This window comes from Variovorax paradoxus (genome assembly GCF_000834655.1).
In the GTDB taxonomy this organism is placed as follows: domain Bacteria; phylum Pseudomonadota; class Gammaproteobacteria; order Burkholderiales; family Burkholderiaceae_C; genus Variovorax; species Variovorax paradoxus_F.
On the sequence record NZ_JXQQ01000027.1, the window covers coordinates 1 to 20356 of the forward strand.

Genomic DNA, 20356 nt, shown 5'->3' on the forward strand with positions numbered 1-20356 from the left:
GCAATCGGCTACGTGCACAACCTGTCGAAGCGCACGGCTCTGTACGCAACGATCGCTCGCGTCAGCAACAAGAACGGTGCAGCTCTGACCGTCGGCGCTGGCCCTGGCTTCGTGACCACCGGTGGCTTCACCCCGAAGACCTCGACCGGCTACGACTTCGGTATCCGTCACGCTTTCTGATTTGACGCTGGCGTAAGCCAGCTTCGAAGCTGAAAAGCTCAAAAGCCACTCGACGAAAGTCGAGTGGCTTTTTTTCGTTCCGGTGCTGCGATGGGCCAAGTGTTGGCAATGAGCACCATGTGTGTGCACCCCCGGGGAACCCCCGTGCGGGCACGCACCTTGCACTGCTAGCATGCCCGATCACTCTGTTTGCTAATGATTGCCTTTGTACTGCGCCGCCTGATCCAGGCCGTGATCGTGATGATCGCGGTCGCGTTCATTGCCTTCCTCTTGTTCCAATACGTCGGTGACCCCGTCGTCTTCCTGCTCGGCCAGGATGCCAAGCCCGAGCAGATCCGTGAAATGCGCGCCTCGTTGGGGCTCGACCGGCCCTTCTTCGTGCAGTTCTGGCACTTTCTGGTCAATGCATCGCAGGGCGAGTTCGGCTTGAGCCTGCGCCAGGGCGCCAAAGTGTCGCGCTTGATCGGCGAGCGTTTCCCGGCTACGCTGGAACTGGCGCTCGTCGCTGCCGTGCTGGCCCTCTTCATCGGCATCCCGATGGGCGTCTACACCGCCCTGCGCCGGGGCACGTTCATGAGCCAGGTGTTCATGACGGTCTCGCTGCTCGGCGTGTCTCTGCCCACCTTCCTGATCGGCATCCTGCTGATCCTCGTCTTCGCTGTGCTGCTGGGATGGTTCCCGAGCTTCGGGCGCGGCGAAACGGTGCAGTTCGGCTGGTGGACGAGCGGTCTCTTCAAGGCGGACGGCTGGCACCACATCGTGTTGCCGGCGGTGACGCTCGCGATCTTCCAGCTCACGCTGATCATGCGGCTGGTGCGCGCCGAGATGCTCGAGGTGCTGCGCACCGACTACATCAAGTTCGCGCGCGCACGTGGCCTCTCGAACCGCGCCATCCATTTCGGCCATGCGCTCAAGAACACGCTGGTGCCGGTGATGACCATCACCGGCCTGCAGTTGGGCGGGCTCATCGCCTTCGCCATCATCACCGAGTCGGTTTTCCAGTGGCCGGGCATGGGCCTCCTGTTCATCCAGGCCGTGACCTTTGCCGACGTTCCGGTGATGGCCGCCTACCTGTGCCTCATCGCCTTGATCTTCGTTGTGATCAATCTCGTGGTCGACCTCCTGTATTTCGTGGTCGATCCACGCCTGCGCGTCGGCAAGGCCGGAGGACATTGACATGACGGCATCGGCTCCGCGCCTGAAGGCGTCCGGCAGGGCGTTCGCGCACATCGCAAGCTTTTATCCCGAGATCACGGCCTTTCGCCGCGACCTGCACGCACACCCCGAACTCGGCTTCGAAGAGGTCTACACCGCCGGCCGCGTGCGCGAAGCGCTGCGCGCCTGCGGCGTCGACGAGATCCACGAAGGCATCGGCAAGACCGGCGTGGTCGGCGTGATCCGTGGCAAGTCCACCGCCAGCGGCCGAATGATCGGCCTGCGCGCCGACATGGACGCCCTGCCCATGCGCGAGGACAACGATTTCGGCTGGCGCTCCGCCAACGATGGCCTGATGCACGGCTGCGGGCACGACGGGCACACCACCATGCTGGTCGGCGCCGCGCGCTACCTTGCCGAGACACGCGACTTCGACGGCACCGCGGTGCTGATCTTCCAGCCCGGCGAAGAAGGCTTCGCCGGCGCGCGCGTGATGATCGAGGACGGCCTTTTCGACCGCTTCCCGGTCAACGCCGTCTACGCCATGCACAACTGGCCCGCGATGCCCGCCGGCACCGTGGGCATCAACCGCGGCGCGATGATGGCCGCGGCCGACCGCATCACCATCGAGATCAAGGGCAAGGGCGGCCACGGCGCGCATGCCTACCAGACCATCGATCCGGTGGTGGTCGCCGCGCACATCATCACCGCGGCGCAGACCATCGTGTCGCGCAACGTGCGCCCCATCGACGCGGCCGTCGTCAGCATCTGCGCCGTGCAGGCGGGCGACCTCGGCGCGATGAGCGTGATTCCGGGCGAGGCCACGCTGGTCGGCACGGTGCGCACCTTCAGCGCGCGGGTGCAGGCCCAGGTCGAGCAGCGCCTGACCGAGCTGTGCACGGCGATCGCCGGCGGCTTCGGCGCCACCGCCACCATCAAGTACGAGCGCATCTACCCGGCCACCATCAACACCGCCCCCGAGGCGATGTTCGCGGCCGACGTGGCCGAGTCGCTGGTCGGTGCCAAGAATGTCGAGCGCAGCATGGAGCCCAGCATGGGCGCCGAAGACTTCTCTTTCATGCTGCAGAAAAAGGCGGGCGCATACCTGCGCATCGGCCAGGACGTGCGCGAAGGCGCCTTCCTGCACAACAGCCGCTACGACTTCAATGACGAGATCCTGCCGCTCGGCGCCGCGCTTCATGCCGGCCTGATCGAGCAGGGCATGCCGCTTGCTGCTACCCGCAGCGCGCAGCAAGGGAAAGCAGCCGCCACCGCGGCGTCTTGATGTGTTTGATTCAACCCGAGGAGTAGTTCCATGAGTTTCAAGAAAAAAATGGCCGCGGCCGCCGCCGTGTGCGCCCTGGGCGCTGTCAGCCTGGTCGCGAGCGCGCAGACCATCCGGATCGCGAACCAGGGCGACGCGCTGTCGCTCGACCCGCATTCGCTCAACGAGTCGCTGCAGTTGAGCGTCACCGCCAACGTCTATGAAACCCTCGTGGGACGCAACAAGGACCTGAGCCTCGCGCCGTTGCTGGCCACCAGCTGGAAGCAGACCTCCCCGAACATCTGGCGCTTCGAGCTGCGCAAGGGTGTGGTCTTCCACGACGGCACGCCGTTCAGCGCCGACGACGTGGTCTTCAGCTTCGCGCGCGCCCAGGGCGACGGCTCCGACATGCGCGCCACGCTGAGCGACATCAAGGCCGTGCGCAAGGTCGGCGACCTGGCTGTCGAGATCGAGACCAACGGCCCCTTCCCGATCCTGCCCGACGTGATCTCGCTCACCATGATCATGAGCAAGAAGTGGTGCGAGGAAAACCAGGCGACCAAGCCCGTCGACCGCCGCAAGGGCATCGAGAACACGGCTTCGTTCAAGGCCAACGGCACCGGCCCGTTCCGCGTGCGCGAGCGCCAGCCGAACGTGCGCACCGTGTTCACGCGCAACGGCACCTACTGGGGCAAGATCGAAGGCAACGCGCAAGAGATCGTCTTCACCCCCATCGCCAACCCCGCCACCCGCGTGGCCGCGCTGGTCTCCGGCGAAGTCGACGTGATGGAGCCGGTGCCCGTGCAGGACATCGCGCGCATCAACGCCGCGCCCACTGCGCGCGTCATCACCGGCCCCGAGCTGCGCACCATCTTCCTGGGCATGGACCAGAAGCGCGACGAGCTGCAGTACTCGAACATCAAGGGCAAGAACCCGTTCAAGGACAAGCGTGTTCGCCAGGCCTTCTACCAGGCCATCGACATCGCCGGCATCCAGCGCACAGTGATGCGCGGCGCCTCGCGGCCCACGGGCCTTTTGGTCGGCCCCGGCATCAACGGCTGGACCGCCGAGCAGGACAAGCGCCTGCCCTACGACGTCGAAGCCGCCAAGAAGCTCATGACCGAAGCCGGCTACCCCAACGGCTTCGAAGTGACGATGAACTGCCCGAACGACCGCTACGTGAACGACGGCCAGATCTGCCAGAGCGTGGCCGCCAACCTTGCGCGCATCAACGTCAAGATCAACCTGGCCGCCGAGACCAAGGGCACCTACTTCCCCAAGATCCTGCGCCGCGACACCAGCTTCTACATGCTGGGCTGGACCCCGACCACCTACGACGCGCATAACGCGCTGAGCTCGCTCACGGCCTGCCCCGACGACAAGGGCACCGGCCAGTTCAACCTGGGCGCGTACTGCAACCCGAAGCTGGACGAACTGACCAAGAAGATCCAGTCGGAGACCGACAAGACCAAGCGTAACGAGCTGATTAAGGAGGCCTTCAAGCTCCACGCGGACGACATCGGCACGCTGCCGCTGCATCAGCAATCGCTCGCATGGGGCGTGAGCAAGAAGGTCGAGCTGGTGCAACTGGCCGACAACTTCATGTACTTCAAGTGGATGAGCATCAAGTGATTCCCCAGGCCGCTCGCAGGGCGGCCTGACGGCCCGACCATGGGCCCGCTTCTTGCGGGCCCATTCCTTTTGCTCCACGATGAAAAAAACTCTTGCCCGCTGGCTCGACAGCGATGTCGGCTACAGCTTTCGCACCTCGCCCGTGGCGATGGCGGCGGCTCTGATTGCACTGGTCTGCCTGTTCTGTGCGGCGTTCGCCGGATGGGTGTCGCCGCACAACCCCTTCGACCTCGCGACGCTCGAACTCGGCGATGCCCGCCTGCCGCCCGCATGGAGCGCGGAGGGCTCTTCCAAATATTTGCTCGGCACCGACGACCAGGGCCGCGACATCCTCTCGGCCGTCATCTACGGCGCGCGCATCTCGATGATCGTGGGCATCGTCTCGGTCGTGCTTTCGGTGGTCGTCGGCGTGGTGTTCGGCCTCCTGGCCGGCTTTCTCGGTGGCTGGCTCGATTCGTTCCTCATGCGCGTATGCGACGTGATGCTGTCGTTCCCGCCCATCCTGGTCGCGCTGCTCATCGCCGGCGTCGGCCGCGCGCTCTTTCCCGGCGCACACGAGTCGCTCGCGTTCGGCGTGCTGATCATTTCGATCTCGCTCACGGGCTGGGTGCAGTACGCGCGCACGGTGCGCGGCTCCACGCTGGTGGAGCGCAACAAGGAATACGTGCAGGCCGCGCGCGTCACCGGCGTGGCGCCGGTGCGCATCATGCTGCGCCACGTGCTGCCCAACGTGATGGGGCCGGTGATGGTGCTGGCCACCATCCAGGTCGCGACCGCGATCATCACCGAGGCCACCCTCTCGTTCCTCGGTGTCGGCGTGCCGCCGACCTCGCCCTCGCTGGGCACGCTCATCAGCATCGGCAACCAGTACCTGTTCTCGGGCGAATGGTGGATCACGGTGTTCCCGGGCCTGATGCTGGTGCTCATTGCCCTGAGCGTGAACCTGCTGGGTGACTGGCTGCGCGATGCGCTCAACCCGCGTCTGCGCTGAAGAGAAAAGGACAACGCCACCATGACGCTGCTCCAGGTCAAAGACCTCGTCGTCGAATTCCCGCACCGCCGCGGCACGCTGCGCGCGATCGACCGCATTTCCTTCGACATCGCGCCGGGTGAAATCCTCGGCGTGGTGGGCGAATCGGGCGCCGGAAAGTCGCTTACTGGCGCGGCCATCATCGGCCTGCTCGAACCGCCGGGCCGCGTGGCCAGCGGCCAGATCCTGCTCGAAGGCCAACGCATCGACAACCTGAGTTTCGATGCGATGCGCCCCATCCGCGGCCGCAAGATCGGCGCGATCTTCCAGGACCCGCTGACGTCGCTGAACCCGCTCTACACCGTGGGGCGGCAGCTCATCGAGACCATCCGCGCGCACCTGCCCGTGACCGAATCCGAAGCCCGCAAGCGCGCCATCGGCCTCCTGCAGGACACCGGCATCCCGGCGGCCGAGCAGCGCATCGACCACTTTCCGCACCAGTTTTCCGGCGGCATGCGCCAGCGCGTGGTGATCGCGCTCGCGCTCGCGGCCGAGCCCAAGCTCATCGTGGCCGACGAGCCGACCACCGCTCTGGACGTATCGATCCAGGCGCAGATCATCCAGCTGCTCAAGCGCATCTGCAAGGACCGCGGCGCGGCCGTGATGCTCATCACGCACGACATGGGCGTGATCGCCGAGACCTGCGACCGCGTGGCTGTGATGTACGCGGGCCGCATCGCCGAGATCGGTCCGGTGCACGAAGTGATCCACCAGCCTGCGCACCCCTACACCTCGGGCCTCATGGCCTCGATTCCAGACATGGCGAGCGACCGCGAGCGGCTCAACCAGATCGACGGCGCGATGCCGCGGCTCAATGCCATTCCGGCGGGTTGTGCCTACAACCCGCGCTGCCCGCGCACCTTCGCGCGCTGCCTCACCGAGCGGCCCGAGCTGCTGCATGCGGGCGCCACGCGCGCCGCATGCTGGCTGCACGATGCGGCCGACCCGCACCTGGGCCAGGCCGAGATCGCCGCGAAGCACCACGACGCACTGGCCGCCGGCGAACGCGCCACGCCCGAAGCGGCCGAGCCGATCGCGGAGGTGACGCGATGAGCGCCGTGATCGAACCCCGCCGCGACAGCGTCGCCGCTTCCGTCGCCGTCTCTGCCACCGAGCCGCTCGTGGTGGCGCACGACCTCGCGCGCACCTTCGACGTCTCGCCGCCCTGGCTCAACCGGGTGCTTGAGCGCAAGCCGCGCGTGCTGCTGCATGCGGTGGACGGCGTGAGCTTTTCCATCGAGCGCGGCAAGACGCTCGCGCTGGTCGGCGAATCGGGCTGCGGCAAGAGCACCGTCGCGCGCCTGCTGGTCGGCCTCTATGCGCCCACGCGCGGCGGCTTCCAGTTCGACGGGCAGGACGCGCACGCCGCGTTCAAGACCCCCGAAGGCCGGAAGCTGCGCCGCCGCATCCAGATGATCTTCCAGGACCCCTACGCGAGCCTGAACCCGCGCTGGATCGTGGAAGACATCATCGGCGAGCCGCTGCGCGAGCACGGCATCCTGAGCGGCAAGGCAGAGCTGCGCGAACGCGTGGGCGAGCTGCTCAAGTCGGTGGGCCTCTCTCCGCTGGACATGAGCAAGTATCCGCACCAGTTCTCGGGCGGCCAGCGCCAGCGCATCTCCATCGCGCGCGCGCTCGCCACGCAGCCCGAGTTCCTGGTCTGCGACGAGCCCACCTCCGCACTCGACGTGAGCGTGCAGGCGCAGGTGCTCAACATCATGAAGGACCTGCAGCGCGAGCGGGGCCTGACCTACCTCTTCATCTCGCACAACCTCGCGGTGGTGCGCCACGTCGCCGACCAGGTCGGCGTGATGTACCTGGGCCGGCTGGTGGAAGTGGCGGACAAGCAGAAGCTCTTCGCCGAGCCGCAGCATCCATACACCCGCATGCTGCTGGACGCCATCCCGCAGATGAAGCACACGGGGCGCCAGCGCACGCCGGTGCAGGGCGAGGTGCCCAATCCGCTGAACCCTCCGACGGGCTGCGCATTCCATCCGCGCTGCCCGCATGCGAATGCGCGCTGCTCCGCGGAGCGGCCGAAGCTGCTTGGCATCAAGGGCGTGCAGGTGGCCTGCCATGCGGTGGAGGAAGGCCGCCTGTGACGGCCGGCGGTCCGGTCGGCTGGCCGGAAGGCTTTCCGTACCGGCCGCACCTGCGCTTCTGTTCGCTGGGCAACGAGAACGTTGCCGAGGTGATGGAGAGCTTTCGCATCGCCTGCGAGCGGCTCGGCCATGCAACGTCCGTTGAAAGTGCGCCGAGCGTCGACAACGCCGACATCAACATCTTCTTTTTTGCGATGGGCCTGGGCCTGCCCGCCGACGAGGACCTGCCGCCCAATGCCATCGTCGTCAACTTCGAGCCGGCGCTGCCCGAGCTCCTGGCGGAAATGCCCGGCTACCGGCGCCTGCTCCAGCGGGCCTGGGTGTGGGAGTACAGCCTCGAGAACCTGATGCACCACCAGGCCCTGGGCATCCTCAGGTCCGACTACGTGCCGCTGACGTTCGAGCCGCACGCAACGCCCGTGGTGCCGCAAGACCAGGTGCTGCCCGACGAAGAACAGGACATCGACGTCATCTTCTTCGGCGAGACCATGCCCCGGCGCCTGGAGGTGCTGCGCGCGCTGGAAGCCGGCGGACTGCGGGTGGCCTATCCCATCGGCACCGCCTGGACGCCTGCGCAGCGCGATGCGTTGCTGCCGCGCGCCAAGGTCGGCCTGAACATGCGCAAGGCCGATCGCACAGCCACGGCGGAGGTGCCGCGCCTTTCCATCCTGCTGCGCAACCGCAAGGCGGTGGTGTCCGAGCTGTATCCCCATTCCGAGATCCCGGCGGCGCTGCGCGATGCGGTGGAGGGCTGCACGAAAGACGAACTCGTGGACCGGGTGCGCGCCCTGGTGGCCGACGCCCCGCGGCGCCGAGCCCTCGAAAAGGCCGGCCCGCGCGCATTGATGAGCCTGCCACCGCAGCAGGAGGTGCTGGCCGGGGCGCTGCGCCGCTATCTCGCGGCTACCCGCCAACGTCTCGCGGGCAGCCAGGCCATGGCGGCCACCGGCCCCGGGCCTGCGGTCTCCGTGCTGATGGTCACGCGGGACGACGAGGCCCGCGTGGCGGACGCATTGATGGCGATGGCGGCGCAGACGCTGCCTCCGCGCCGCATCATCGTGGTGGACGACGCCTCGACCGACGGCACCGCGGCGGCGATCCGCGAACGGATGGCAGTCGATCCGCGCCTGTCCGGTCTGCTGCTGCTCCAGGCGCCCTCGCCGATGGGATGGGCAGCCGCGGCGCAATGGGGCCTCGCGCATGCCGAGGGCGACGCATTGGCCTTGTGGTCGCCGCATACGCCGAGCGGGCCGGGCCGCCTGCAGGCGCAAGCTGCATTCCTGCAGGCCTCCCCGGCCATCGGCGCGCTGGGTGCCCAGGACCCGTCCCGGCGCCTGCCGCAGATGCATGCGCAGATCCTGGCCGGGATGCTGGTCCACATGCCCTCCGATGCCTGGCCCGTGTCGATGGGCAGCCTGATGCTGGCGTTGCCACGCATCCGGCGGCGCGGCTTCGGGTTCGACGCCACGCTCGGTGAGTTCGCATGGATGGGGCTGCTCCTGGAGCTGGTGCGCGATGGCGCCTTGCTGGCCAACCTGGACGCCGAATTGATCGGCAGCCCGAAGACCCGCGCGTCATCCGGTCCGACGGCAGCGAACGTGATCGCGCTGGCCCATCTGCGCGAACGCCTGCTCCCCTTGGTGTTTCCCGACCTGCCGTCGCATACGGCACAGCGGCTGGCGCGGCTCTACGGGCAGGAGTGGGCACCCGATGCATCGGACGCCACTGCGCTGCTGCGCGACATGGCCGCGGCCTGCGAAGGGCACGACGACATCCATGCCGCCACTGTGCTGCGCGGCGAGTGCCTGCGCGTGCTCGATGTCTACGCCCAGAATGGCCGTCTCGCGCCGGGCTACATCCGCGGGCTGATGGAAGAGCCCTTGCTGCGCGACTTCCTGGCGCCGCTGGGGGAGCGCATCTACGCCTTCGAGCCGGGCTGCGGTTCTTGAACGTGTGTTTAAACGCACAGCGCGAAGGCCGCAGCCGCTGCACAGTGGCGCGGCAGACTCCGAAGCAACCATGGCAAGCAAGACGATCCCCTCCCTATGCTCCCGGCCGATGACGCCGGTATCCGGACGCCGCGGCTTTCTCATGGGCTCGGCGGCCGGCGCTGCCGCCGCGCTGGCATCGCTCGCCACGCTGTCGCACGCGGCCTCGGGCGCGCCGTCGCGGCGCATGCCGGTCATCTTCATCGGCCACGGCACGCCGATGAATGCCATCGCCGACAACGCATTCACTCGCCGCCTGTCCGCGTGGGGCAAGGAGCTGCCGCCGCCGACCGCCATCCTCAGCGTGTCGGCGCATTGGCTCAGCCGCGGCGCGACCGGCGTCGGCATGCAGGCCAGGCCCAAGACGATCCACGACTTCGGCGGCTTTCCGCAGGCGCTCTTCGATGTCGACTACCCGGCGCCAGGCCATCCGGCACTGGCCCGCGAAACCATCGGCGTGGTGAAGCAGGCGCCGGTGATCGCGACCGAGCAATGGGGCCTGGACCACGGCACCTGGTCGGTGCTCAAGCACCTCTACCCGAATGCGGATGTTCCGGTCTTCCAGCTCAGCATCGACTACGACAAGCCAGCCGCCTTCCATTACGCGGTGGGGCGCGACCTGGCGGCGTTGCGCGACAAGGGGGTGCTGGTGATGGGCAGCGGCAACGTCGTGCACAACCTGCGCGCCACCGACCGCGGCACCGTCGACGGTCCGAAGGCGAGCCGCCCCTGGGCGCAGTCCTTCGACGACGCGGTGAAATCGGCGCTCGCCGGCCGCGACGACCGTGCGCTGGTCGGTTATGAAAAGCTGGAAGGTGCGTCCACTGCCGTTGCGACGCCCGATCACTACTTCCCGTTCCTGTACGCGCTCGGTGCCGCCGGTGCGGGCGAGCGCGCGACGACGGTCTATGAAGGATTCCAGTCCGGCACGCTCAGCATGCGCTGCGTGCAGTTCGGCTGAAGGCGCGACGGTTTTTTCGCGCCATCAGGGCCTGAGTTACTGCTCCTCGCCCCACGAGAAGCCGTCGCGCGCAATCATCGCGCTCGATGCGCTCGGGCCCCAGGTGCCGGCTGCGTAGGGGCGCGGGCCGCCATCCGATCCCCAGCTGTCGATCAGCGGCTCCACCCAGCGCCATGCCTCTTCCTGCTCGTCGCTGCGCACGAACAGGTTCAGGCGTCCGTCGATCACGTCGAGCAGCAGGCGTTCGTAGGCGCCCACGCGTTCGACGCCGAAGCGCTTGTCGAAGTCCAGGTCCAGCTGCACTGGCGCGAGTTGCGCGGCGGCGCTCTGGTGGCCGTTGCGCTGGCGGTTGTCCTGCGCCTGCGCGAGCATGTGCAGCTCCAGGCCGTCCTTGGGCTGCAGGTTGATCACCAGCTTGTTGACGTTGCCCGCGGGCGCGCGGTAGATCGCATGCGGCGTCGGGCGGAAGTTGACCTCGATGCGCGCATCGCGCGAGGCCAGGCGCTTGCCGGTGCGGATGTAGAACGGCACGCCGGCCCAGCGCCAGTTGGCGATTTCGGTGCGCAGCGCCACGAAGGTCTCGGTGCGGCTGTCCGGATCGACGCCGGGCTCGTCGCGGTAGCCCTGCACCCGCTCGCCGTAGGCGGTGCCGGCGGTGTACTGGCCGCGGATCGCGTGCAGGCTCAGGCTCTCGGGCGTCCAGGGCTTCAGTGCACGCAGCACCTTGAGCTTTTCGTCGCGGATCGCGTCGGCGTGCGAGTTGATCGGCGGCTCCATGCCGATCGCGCACAGCAGCTGCAGCGCGTGGTTCTGCACCATGTCGCGCAGCGCGCCGGTCTGGTCGTAGAAGGCGCCGCGCTTTTCAACGCCCAGGTCTTCGGCGATGGTGATCTGGATGTTGGCGATGTGCTCGCGGCGCCAGATCGGCTCGAAGAGCGCGTTGCCGAAGCGCATCGCGAACAGGTTCTGCACCGAGGGCTTGCCCAGGTAGTGGTCGATGCGGAAGACCTGTTTTTCTTCCAGCACCTTGCCCACGGCCGCGTTGATGGCGCGGTTCGAGGCGAGGTCGTGGCCCAGCGGCTTCTCCAGCACGATGCGGGTCTTCGGGCCGTTGAGGCCGGCCGCTGCGATCTGCTCGACCACCTGGGTGAAGAGGGCGGGCGCCGTGGCCACGTACATCACGACGGTGGAGGCGTCGCGCTGCTTGAGCAGGTCGGCCAGCCTGGCGTAGTCGTCGGTCTTGGAGAGGTCCATGCGCAGGTAATGCAGCATCGACGCGAACTTCTTGAATTCCTCGGGGGAAGGGCGCTTGGCACCTTCGACCGCGCTGAAGCGCGACTGGATCAGCTCGCGGTATTGGTCGTCCGACAGGTCATCCCGTGCCACGCCGACGATGCGTCCGTCCTGCGGGAGGCTGCCATGGCGGAAGGCCTGGAACAGCGCGGGCATGAGTTTGCGCCACGCGAGATCGCCAGTACCGCCGAACAGAACGAGATCGAAGCTCATGAGAAAACTTTCCTTTGTCTGAGTGCCTGGAGGCGTCCGGGCTTGCCGGGACGCCAGTGGCGATGGTACTTGTACCGATTCCTCCGACCTGTACTAAAGCTACGCTGCCCCCAGGCCGCAAGGCCTTTTTTTATGCACGAGGCGGGGAAACACCAAATGAAGAAGCTTTTTTGCGCAGCCGCGCTCCTGGGCCTGTCGGCCGCCGCGTCGGCACAGACCGTGAACGTGATCTGTTCGGTGCAGGCCGAATGGTGCAACGTGATCTCCACCGTCTACGCCCGCACCACGGGCGTTCGCATCAACATGGCCCTGAAGGGCTCGGGCGAGGCACTGGCCCAGCTGATCGCCGAGAAGGACAACCCCAAGACCGATGTCTGGTTCGGCGGCACGGGCGATCCGCACCTGCAGGCGGCCGAACAGGGCCTCACGCTCGAATACAAGTCGCCCACGCTCGCGCAGCTGCACCCGTGGGCCCAGCAGCAGGCCAAGCAGTCGGGCTACAAGACCGTGGGCATCTATTCGGGGCCGCTGGGCTTCGGCTACAACCCCGAGCTGCTCGCCAAGAAGAAGCTCGCCGTGCCCAAGACCTGGGCCGACCTGCTCAAGCCCGAGTACAAGGGCGACATCCAGGTGGCCAACCCCGCATCCAGCGGCACGGCCTACACCATGATCGCCACGCTGGTGCAGCTGATGGGCGAGGACAAGGCCTTCGACTACCTCAAGGCGCTGCACAGGAACGTGGGCCAGTACACCCGCTCGGGCACCGGTCCGATCAAGGCGGTGGCGCGCGGCGAAACCGCGATCTCCATCAGCTTCGTGCACGACGGCCCGGGCGAGAAGATGCAGGGTTTCCCGGTCGAGACCATCACGCCGAGCGACGGCACCGGCGCCGAGATCGGCTCCATGAGCATCATCAAGGGCGCGCGCAACCTCGATGCGGCCAAGAAGTTCTACGAATGGGCGCTCACGCCCGCCGCGCAGGAACTGGGCGCTGCCAACAAGCAGTTCCAGCTGCCGAGCAACGTGAGCGCCAAGCTCGACCCGCGCATCCCTGACTTCAAGAAGATCAAGTTCATCAACTACGACTACGCCAAGTACGGCGCCAGCGCCGAACGCCGGCGCCTGATCGCGCGCTGGGAAAAGGACGTCAACTCGCTGCCCCGCTGAGGGACGCGATGCAAGCGCCTTCCACCGGCGGTGCGCCGGTCAATCCGGCGTCCGTGGCGGCCGCGCGGCGCTCGCAGCGCTGGATCTGGGCGTGGGTCGCGCTGGGTCTTGCGGCGTACCTGCTTCTGCCTTGGTACGCGATCCAGGACGCGACCTGGTACGAAGCCGTTCCGCAGGTCTTCGGGCACGCTGAAGGCGCCAACGGCCTGATGCAGGCCGCAACGCAGGGGCGCGGCTGGCTGTTCATTGGCCTGGCGGGCCTCTTAATGTGCGCGATCGGCGCGTGGCTGCCGCCGGGCCGGGCGCAGGGGCGATGGCTCCTGGCGGGCGGCGCCATCGGCGCGGTCGGCCTGTCCGTCGCAGGCTTCACCATCGGCGCGCGCGGTTGGAGCGTCGCGGCGCTCAACACGCAATTCGGCGAGCTTGCGATCAACCAGTTCGGCATCGGGGCGGGCGGCTTCGTGGCGCTCACGGCGCTCGTGCTGCTGGCCGCCTTCGGCATTGCGCGGCTAGGTCTCTTCAAGGGCGACCTGTTCGTGGCGGCCGCGGTCGTCGGCTGCGGCGTGCTGATGGCGCTGTTCATCGCCTACCCGGTGAGCAAGGCGCTCTCGGGCGCGTTCTTCAACGAAGACGGGCAATGGTCGATCGGCGCCTTCATCGCGCGGGTGTTCACCGAACGCATCTGGGGCCTGGGGTGCCTGGCGGGCGGGGTGCGCTGCGGCGTGGCGTGGAACACGCTGGTGCTGGCCTTGCTCACGGCCGCCGGCACCACCTTCCTCGGCACGCTGATGGCGCTGATGGCCGAGCGCGGCAGCAAGCGCGGGCAGGGCGTTCTGCGGGTGCTGGCGCTGCTTCCGATCATCACGCCGCCGTTCGTGGTGGGGCTGGGCCTCATCCTCCTGTTCGGCCGCGCGGGCATCGTCAATCAGCTGCTGGAAAACGTGTTCGGCATCGAGCCGACGCGCTGGTTCTACGGCATGCCGGGCGTGCTGGTGGCGCAGCTCTTCGCCTTCACGCCGATCGCCTTCATGATCATGCGCGGCGTGGTGCAGGGCATCGCGCCCAGCCTCGAAGAAGCCGCGCAGATGCTGCGCGCCGACCGGCGCCGCACCTTCTTCACCGTCACGCTGCCGCTCCTGAAGCCCGGGCTGGCCAACGCCTTCCTGGTCGGCTTCATCGAAAGCATTGCCGACTTCGGCAACCCGGTGGTGGTGGGCGGGCAGTTCTCGGTGCTCTCGACCGACATCTTCTTCGCCATCGTCGGCGCGCAGTACGACCAGGGCCGTGCGGCCTCGCTCGCCTGGGTGCTCACGCTGTTCGCGCTCGGCGTGTTCGCGCTGCAGCGCGGGTTGCTGGGCAAGCAGAACTACACGACGGTGAGCGGCAAGGGCGACGCGGGCATCGCGATGGCGCTGCCCGACGGCGTGCGCCGCACCATCTACTGCATCGCGCTGCCGTGGATCGCCTTCACGGCCGTGGTCTACCTCTTCGCCTTCGCAGGCGGCTTCGTGCAGACCTGGGGCCGCGACTACAGCTTCACGCTCAACCATTTCAAGAACGCGTTCGCGCTGGAGTGGGGCCAGTTCGGGCTGGTGTGGGCGGGCACGGCGTGGAACTCGCTCATCACCACGCTCAAGCTCGCGGGCATCTCGGCGCCGATCACCGCGGCGCTCGGCCTGCTGATCGCCTGGTTGCTCGCGCGCAACGAGTTCAAGGGGCAGGGCATCTTCGAGTTCGGCGCGCTGCTGGCCTTCGCGATTCCGGGCACGGTGCTCGGCGTGAGCTACATCCTGGCTTTCAACGTGCCGCCGCTGGAGCTCACCGGCACCGGGCTCATCATCGTTCTGTGCTTCATGTTCCGGAACCTGCCGGTGGGCGTGCGCGCCGGCACGGCCGCCTTCAAGCAACTGGACCGCTCGCTCGACGAGGCCTCGCTGATGCTGCGTGCATCGACCTCGCAAACGCTCTTCAAGGTGGTGCTGCCGCTGCTCAAGCCCGCGCTCGTGGCCGCGCTGGTCTACAGCTTCGTGCGCGCGATGACGACGGTGAGCGCGGTGATTTTCCTGGTCACCGCCGAGAACGAACTCGCCACCACGTACATCATCGGCCGCGTCGGCAATGGCGACTACGGCATCGCGCTCGCATACTGCACGGTGCTCATGATCCTGATGTCGCTGGCGATCGCGCTGGTGCAGTTCGTGGTCGGGGAGCGCAAGCTGGGGCGGCGAGGCGCTGCGCCGCCGCATCAGGGACATCACAAAATGGAAAGCCTCTCCGTATGAACGGCATCGAATTCCGCAACGTCACCAAGCGCTACGGTGCCGATAAAAACGGGCCGCTGGCGGTCAAGGGCATCAGTTTCGAGGTGCCGGTCGGCACGCTCACCACCATCCTCGGCCCCTCGGGCTGCGGCAAGACGACCACGCTGCGCATGATCGCGGGGCTCGAGTCGCCGACCTCGGGTTCGATCTTCATGGGCGGACGCGATGTGACGACGCTCGGCCCTGCCGAGCGCAACGTGAGCATGATGTTCCAGAGCTATGCGCTCTTCCCGCACATGAACGTGATCGAGAACGTGGGCTACGGCCTTCGCATGAGCGGCGCGAAGAAGGACGAGGCCACATCCAGGGCGCGCGAAGCGCTCCGGGGCGTGGGCCTGGTCGGTTTCGACGAGCGCCTGCCCAGCGAACTCTCGGGCGGCCAGCAGCAGCGCGTGGCATTGGCGCGCGCGCTGGTGCTCGAGCCCGCGGTGCTGCTGTTCGACGAGCCGCTCTCCAACCTCGACGCGCGCCTGCGCCGCGAGATGCGGGAAGAAATCCGCGCGCTGCAACAGCGCTTGAAGCTCACCGTCGCCTATGTCACGCACGACCAGAGCGAGGCGCTGGCCGTGAGCGACCAGATCATCGTGATGGACCACGGCGTGATCGCCCAGCGCGGCACGCCCGAGCAGCTCTACGGCCGGCCAGAGAGCGAGTTCGTCGCGGGCTTCATGGGCGAGGCGATGGTGTTCCCCGCGGTGGCAGAGGCCGACGGCAGCGTCACGCTCGGCCCGCTGCGCCTGCAGCCGCGCTATGCGGTCGCGCCCGGCACGGTGAAGGTGGCGGTGCGGCCCGAGGCCTGGGAAATCGGTGCGACAGACGGCTTGCCCGCCACCTTGCGCAAGGCCGCATACCTGGGCAGCTTCTACGAATACGGTTTCGACACGACGCTGGGCCCGGTCTTCGTGGTCTCGACCGACCTGTCGCAGCCGCTGGCCGCCGGCGCGCAGACCACGCTGTCGCTGCGAACCCATGGCGTGAGCGTGGTGCCGGGCGCATGAAACAATGGCGCCATGAACGTGGTTTTCGATCTTGGCGCCGTGCTCCTCGCATGGGAGCCCACACGGCTGGTACAGGCCCATCTCGCGTCCCACGCCCCCACTGAAGCCGCCGCCGCGGCGCTGGGCCGGGCGCTTTTCCATCACGACGACTGGACCAGTTTCGATTGCGGCACGCGCACGCTGGACGATGCCATCGCCCGCATGGCGGCGCGGCTGTCGCTGCCGGCGGAGCGGCTTCACGCGATGCTCGACAACCTGGGCGAGCGCCTCGAAGCCATCGACGTGACCACAGACATGCTCCAGCAGCTGTTCGCCCATCGCGAAGGCGGACAGCCGCTGCGGCTCTATTACCTGTCGAACATGCCTGCGCCGTACGCGCGCGGCGTCGAACGGCGGCATAGCTTCATGCGCCGCTTCGACGGCGGCGTGTTTTCCGGCGACGTGAAGTTCATCAAGCCGGACCGTGAGATCTTCGAAGTGCTGGCGGTGCGCTACGCGCTCGACCCGGCAGAGACGGTGTTCATCGACGACTCGGCCGCCAATGTCGAGGCGGCACGTGCCTTCGGCTGGCAGGCCATCCACTGCACCGCGCCGGACATGCTGCCGGCGCAGCTCTCGCGCTACCTGCCGGTCAACACGACCTTGTCGGCGTCGAAGCCCAGGCTGCGCGCGTAGTCCAGTTCGACCTGCAGCGTCGCGTCGTCCAGGCGCGGCGCACGCGACAGCACCCAGAGGTACTCGCGATCGGGCGTGCCGACCAGCGCCACTTGATAGTCACGGTCGAGCTTGAGGATCCAGTAGTCGCCCCACACGATCGGCAGCCAGCTGAGCCACGCGGGGGCAAAGCGCACCTCGAGGCGGCCTGCACCCGGCTGGCCGGCCACGGGCACCACGCGCGCCGAGCCGATGGCCTCGTTGAAGTTGCCATCCGCCCGCACGCAGCGGTTGATCACCTGCACCGTGCCGTCGGGCTGCGGCGTGTACTCGGCCGTGACCGGACCCGAGCAGCTTTTCTGGAAGCGGTTGGGCAGGCGGGCCTGTTCGTGCCAGATACCGGCATAGCGCTGGAGATCGACCGGCGCCACGACCTGCAGCGGCGCGCGCATCAGCGGGGCGCCGTCTGCCGGGCCGGCCACCTGGGCACGCGCAGTGCGCGCGGCGCCGAGCGCAAGCCAGGTCGCGAGTCCGCCGATGACGAAAGCCGTTGCCATCGCGCCGATCGCCTGGCTGGTTCGGTGGTCGTCGAAGGGACGGCCGACGGGGTCTGCAACGGGGCGTCGTTGGCGAGGGGACATGGGGCACTCCTGAAGGTAAGACGTTCGGCGTAAATCGCTCGTAACACTCCACTCAGGTTAGCCCTCGAAGGGGGGTAGGTGCCGTCAGTCACGGACCACAGCCCCTGTAGGGCGGGGCGGCCGACAACCCTGCGGGCAAGAGGCCGATGGAACCGCGCGAAAACCCGTGCTACGGTGCGCATGAAAACATCGGCCGACGCGCAACTGCGTGCAGGACTTGTCACAACCCGCACAGGATAATGATTTCATGAACCAACTCGATTCCCTCCGCCAGTGGACCACCGTTGTCGCCGACACCGGTGACTTCAAGCAGCTCAGCGTTTCCAAGCCGCAGGACGCGACCACCAATCCGTCGCTGATCCTCAAGGCCGTTCAGAAGCCCGAATACCGCCCCCTCCTCGACGAGACAGTCAAGAAGCACGCGGGCAAGCCGCTGGACGAAGTGATCGACCGCCTCCTGGTCAATTTCGGCACCGAAATCCTCCAGATCATCCCGGGCCGCGTCTCCACCGAAGTCGATGCGCGCCTGTCCTTCGACACCGCCGCCACCATCGCCCGCGGTGAGCGCATCGTCGCGCTCTACAAGGCCGAAGGCATCGACACCGAGAAGCGCCTGCTCATCAAGGTGGCCTCCACCTGGGAAGGCATCGAGGCCGCCCGCCAACTCGAGCTGAAGGGCATCCGCACCAACCTGACGCTGCTGTTCTCGTTCGCGCAGGCCGTGGCCTGCGGCGCCGCGAAGGTGCAGCTCATCTCGCCCTTCGTGGGCCGCATCTACGACTGGTACAAGAAGTCGGCCGGCGCGAAGTGGGACGAAGCGGCGAGCGCGGGTGCCAACGATCCGGGCGTGAAGTCGGTGCGCGAAATCTTCAACTACTACAAGCAGCACGGCATCAAGACCGAGGTGATGGGCGCGAGCTTCCGCAATGTGGGACAGATCAAGGCACTGGCCGGTTGCGATCTGCTGACCATCAGCCCCGAGTTGCTGGCCGAACTGGCCGCGAGCGACGAGCCGCTGGAGCACGTGCTCGACGCCAAGGCCGCCGCCAAGGGCGACGCGAAGCAGGTGAGCTACGACGAAGCCGGCTTCCGCTTCGCGCTCAACGAAGACGCGATGGCCACCGAGAAGCTTGCCGAGGGCATCCGCGCCTTCGCGGCCGATGCCGTGAAGCTCGAGAAACTCATGCAGGAAAGCGGCAAGTAAGCATGGCCATGACCCAACGCTGCGACCGTGCGCCGGCCTGGGCGCAACTGCAGTCGTGCTTCGAGACGGCGGGCCGCCAGTTCGACGTGCGCCATGCCTTCGTGGACGACGCGGGGCGCTTCGAGCGCTTCAGCCAGGAAGCGCCGTATGTGTTCGCCGACCTGTCCAAGAACCTGATCGACGCGCGCACCGAGGAACTGCTGCTCACGCTGGCCCGCGAGTGCGGCCTGGAGGCGCACCGCAACGCGATGTTCGCGGGCGAGCACATCAACAACACCGAAGACCGCGCCGTGCTGCACACGCTGCTGCGCGCGCCCGCCGATGCGAAGGTGGGCAAGACGGCCGACAAGCTGCGCGAGGTGCACGCCACGCTCGACGCGATGCTGGCCTATGCCGAGAAGGTGCGCGGCGACCACACGATCACCGACGTGGTCAACATCGGCATCGGCGGCTCCGACCTCGGCCCGCAGATGGCGGTGCTGGCGCTCGCGGAGTTCGCCGCGCCGGGCAAGCGCTTTCATTTCGTCTCGAACGTCGACGGCCACGAACTGGCCGGCGTGCTGCGCGGCCTCGCGCCGGAGCACACGCTGTTCCTGGTCGCCTCCAAGACCTTCACCACCACCGAGACGATGACCAACGCGATCTCGGCCAAGCGCTGGTACGAGCAGTCGGGCGGCAACGACATCGCCGGTCACTTCGCCGCGCTCACGACGAATGTCGAAGCCGCGAAGAAGTTCGGCATCGACACCACCTTCGGTTTCTGGGACTGGGTGGGCGGCCGCTATTCGCTGTGGTCGGCCATCGGCCTGCCGATCGCGCTGGCCATCGGTGCCGATGGGTTCCGCCGGCTGCTCGCGGGTGCGCATGCGATGGACGAGCACTTCCGCACTGCGCCGCTCGCGCAGAACCTGCCGGTGCGCCTGGGCCTGCTCGACGTCTGGTACCGCAACTTCCACAAGTTCACGAGCCGCAGCATCGCGCCGTACCACAGCGCCCTGAAGCGCGTGCCGGCCTACCTGCAGCAGCTGGAGATGGAGAGCAACGGCAAGCAGGTCGATGCCAACGGCAATCCCGTGGCGTTCGGCACCTCGCCCGTGCTCTGGGGCGAGCCCGGCACCAACGGCCAGCACGCCTACTTCCAGATGCTGCACCAGGGCACCGACGTGATCCCGCTCGAATTCGTGGCGGTGCGCGATGCGGCGCACGACCTGGAAGGCCACCACCCCAAGCTCCTGGCCAACGCGCTCGCGCAGGCGCAGGCGCTGATGGTAGGCAAGCTCGACGAGGGCGGCCACAAGAACTTTCCTGGCAACCGGCCGAGCACCTTCTTCGTGTTCGAGAAGCTCGCGCCCGAATCACTGGGCGCCTTTCTCGCGCTGTACGAGCACCGCGTCTTCACCAGCGGTGCGCTGTGGGGCATCAACAGCTTCGACCAGTGGGGCGTGGAACTGGGCAAGGTGCTCGCCAAGGACATCGAGCCGCGCCTGGCCTCGGGCGACATCACCGGGCTCGACGCCTCGACGGCCGGCCTCCTGAAGCGCCTGGGTTCCTGA

General features: G+C 67.5%; 16 protein-coding genes and 1 pseudogene. 15 read left to right on the forward strand and 2 right to left on the reverse strand.

Annotated features, from left to right (window positions below):
- From RT97_RS33420 to ygiD, 9 genes and pseudogenes are all read left to right on the forward strand, one after another.
- Positions 1-180: pseudogene (locus tag RT97_RS33420) on the forward strand (porin); the annotation flags it as partial.
- Positions 181-375: 195 nt separating this feature from the next.
- Positions 376-1356: an ABC transporter permease gene (locus RT97_RS12035; protein WP_042579023.1), complete on the forward strand. Its 981-nt coding sequence runs from the start codon at positions 376-378 to the stop codon at positions 1354-1356.
- A 1-nt stretch (position 1357) separates the two neighbouring features.
- On the forward strand, positions 1358-2620 hold the full coding sequence (locus RT97_RS12040) for a M20 aminoacylase family protein (RefSeq protein WP_042579024.1): 1263 nt from the start codon (positions 1358-1360) through the stop codon (positions 2618-2620).
- Positions 2621-2650: 30 nt separating this feature from the next.
- On the forward strand, positions 2651-4231 hold the full coding sequence (locus RT97_RS12045; RefSeq protein ID WP_042579025.1) for an ABC transporter substrate-binding protein: 1581 nt from the start codon (positions 2651-2653) through the stop codon (positions 4229-4231).
- A gap of 79 nt (positions 4232-4310) precedes the next feature.
- A complete protein-coding gene (locus RT97_RS12050) occupies positions 4311-5222 on the forward strand; it encodes an ABC transporter permease (protein ID WP_042579026.1) in 912 nt (303 codons plus the stop codon).
- Between the two features lie 21 nt (positions 5223-5243).
- On the forward strand, positions 5244-6314 hold the full coding sequence (locus tag RT97_RS12055; RefSeq protein ID WP_042579027.1) for an ABC transporter ATP-binding protein: 1071 nt from the start codon (positions 5244-5246) through the stop codon (positions 6312-6314).
- Entirely contained in the window at positions 6311-7363 is a 1053-nt protein-coding gene (locus RT97_RS12060) for an ABC transporter ATP-binding protein (RefSeq protein WP_042579028.1), read from the forward strand. Before RT97_RS12055 ends, RT97_RS12060 begins: the two co-directional genes overlap by 4 nt.
- Positions 7360-9312: a glycosyltransferase family A protein gene (locus tag RT97_RS12065; protein ID WP_042579029.1), complete on the forward strand. Its 1953-nt coding sequence runs from the start codon at positions 7360-7362 to the stop codon at positions 9310-9312. The genes RT97_RS12060 and RT97_RS12065 overlap by 4 nt, the downstream gene beginning before the upstream one ends.
- A gap of 109 nt (positions 9313-9421) precedes the next feature.
- Positions 9422-10312 (forward strand): 4,5-DOPA dioxygenase extradiol, encoded by an 891-nt coding sequence (gene ygiD / locus RT97_RS12070; protein WP_253278216.1) that lies wholly within the window; start codon positions 9422-9424, stop codon positions 10310-10312.
- A 36-nt stretch (positions 10313-10348) separates the two neighbouring features.
- On the opposite strand, the gene zwf is transcribed toward ygiD, so the two are convergent.
- Positions 10349-11818, reverse strand: coding sequence for a glucose-6-phosphate dehydrogenase (gene zwf, locus RT97_RS12075; RefSeq protein ID WP_042579030.1), 1470 nt, complete (start codon positions 11816-11818; stop codon positions 10349-10351).
- A gap of 156 nt (positions 11819-11974) precedes the next feature.
- Between zwf and RT97_RS12080 the strand changes: the two genes are divergently transcribed.
- Genes RT97_RS12080 through RT97_RS12095 form a run of 4 tightly spaced genes read left to right on the forward strand, consistent with a single transcriptional unit; the run spans position 11975 to position 16979 of the window.
- Positions 11975-12985 (forward strand): ABC transporter substrate-binding protein, encoded by a 1011-nt coding sequence (locus RT97_RS12080; protein ID WP_042579031.1) that lies wholly within the window; start codon positions 11975-11977, stop codon positions 12983-12985.
- An 8-nt stretch (positions 12986-12993) separates the two neighbouring features.
- Positions 12994-15267, forward strand: coding sequence for an ABC transporter permease (locus RT97_RS12085; RefSeq protein ID WP_042579032.1), 2274 nt, complete (start codon positions 12994-12996; stop codon positions 15265-15267).
- Positions 15264-16304 carry an ABC transporter ATP-binding protein gene (locus RT97_RS12090; protein ID WP_042579033.1) on the forward strand — a complete coding sequence of 347 codons (1041 nt, stop codon included), beginning with the start codon at positions 15264-15266 and terminating at the stop codon, positions 16302-16304. Before RT97_RS12085 ends, RT97_RS12090 begins: the two co-directional genes overlap by 4 nt.
- A gap of 12 nt (positions 16305-16316) precedes the next feature.
- Complete coding sequence (locus tag RT97_RS12095; protein WP_042579034.1) at positions 16317-16979, forward strand: HAD family hydrolase; 663 nt, start codon at positions 16317-16319, stop codon at positions 16977-16979.
- On the opposite strand, the gene RT97_RS12100 is transcribed toward RT97_RS12095, so the two are convergent.
- Positions 16925-17599 (reverse strand): lipocalin family protein, encoded by a 675-nt coding sequence (locus RT97_RS12100; RefSeq protein ID WP_042579035.1) that lies wholly within the window; start codon positions 17597-17599, stop codon positions 16925-16927. The two genes, RT97_RS12095 and RT97_RS12100, sit on opposite strands and share 55 nt — an antisense overlap.
- 247 nt (positions 17600-17846) lie before the next feature.
- On the opposite strand from RT97_RS12100, the gene tal reads away from it, so the two are divergent.
- Together tal and pgi are read left to right on the forward strand one after the other, a co-directional pair.
- Entirely contained in the window at positions 17847-18803 is a 957-nt protein-coding gene (gene tal, locus RT97_RS12105; RefSeq protein ID WP_042579036.1) for a transaldolase, read from the forward strand.
- 2 nt (positions 18804-18805) lie between these two features.
- Positions 18806-20356 carry a glucose-6-phosphate isomerase gene (pgi, locus tag RT97_RS12110; RefSeq protein ID WP_042579037.1) on the forward strand — a complete coding sequence of 517 codons (1551 nt, stop codon included), beginning with the start codon at positions 18806-18808 and terminating at the stop codon, positions 20354-20356.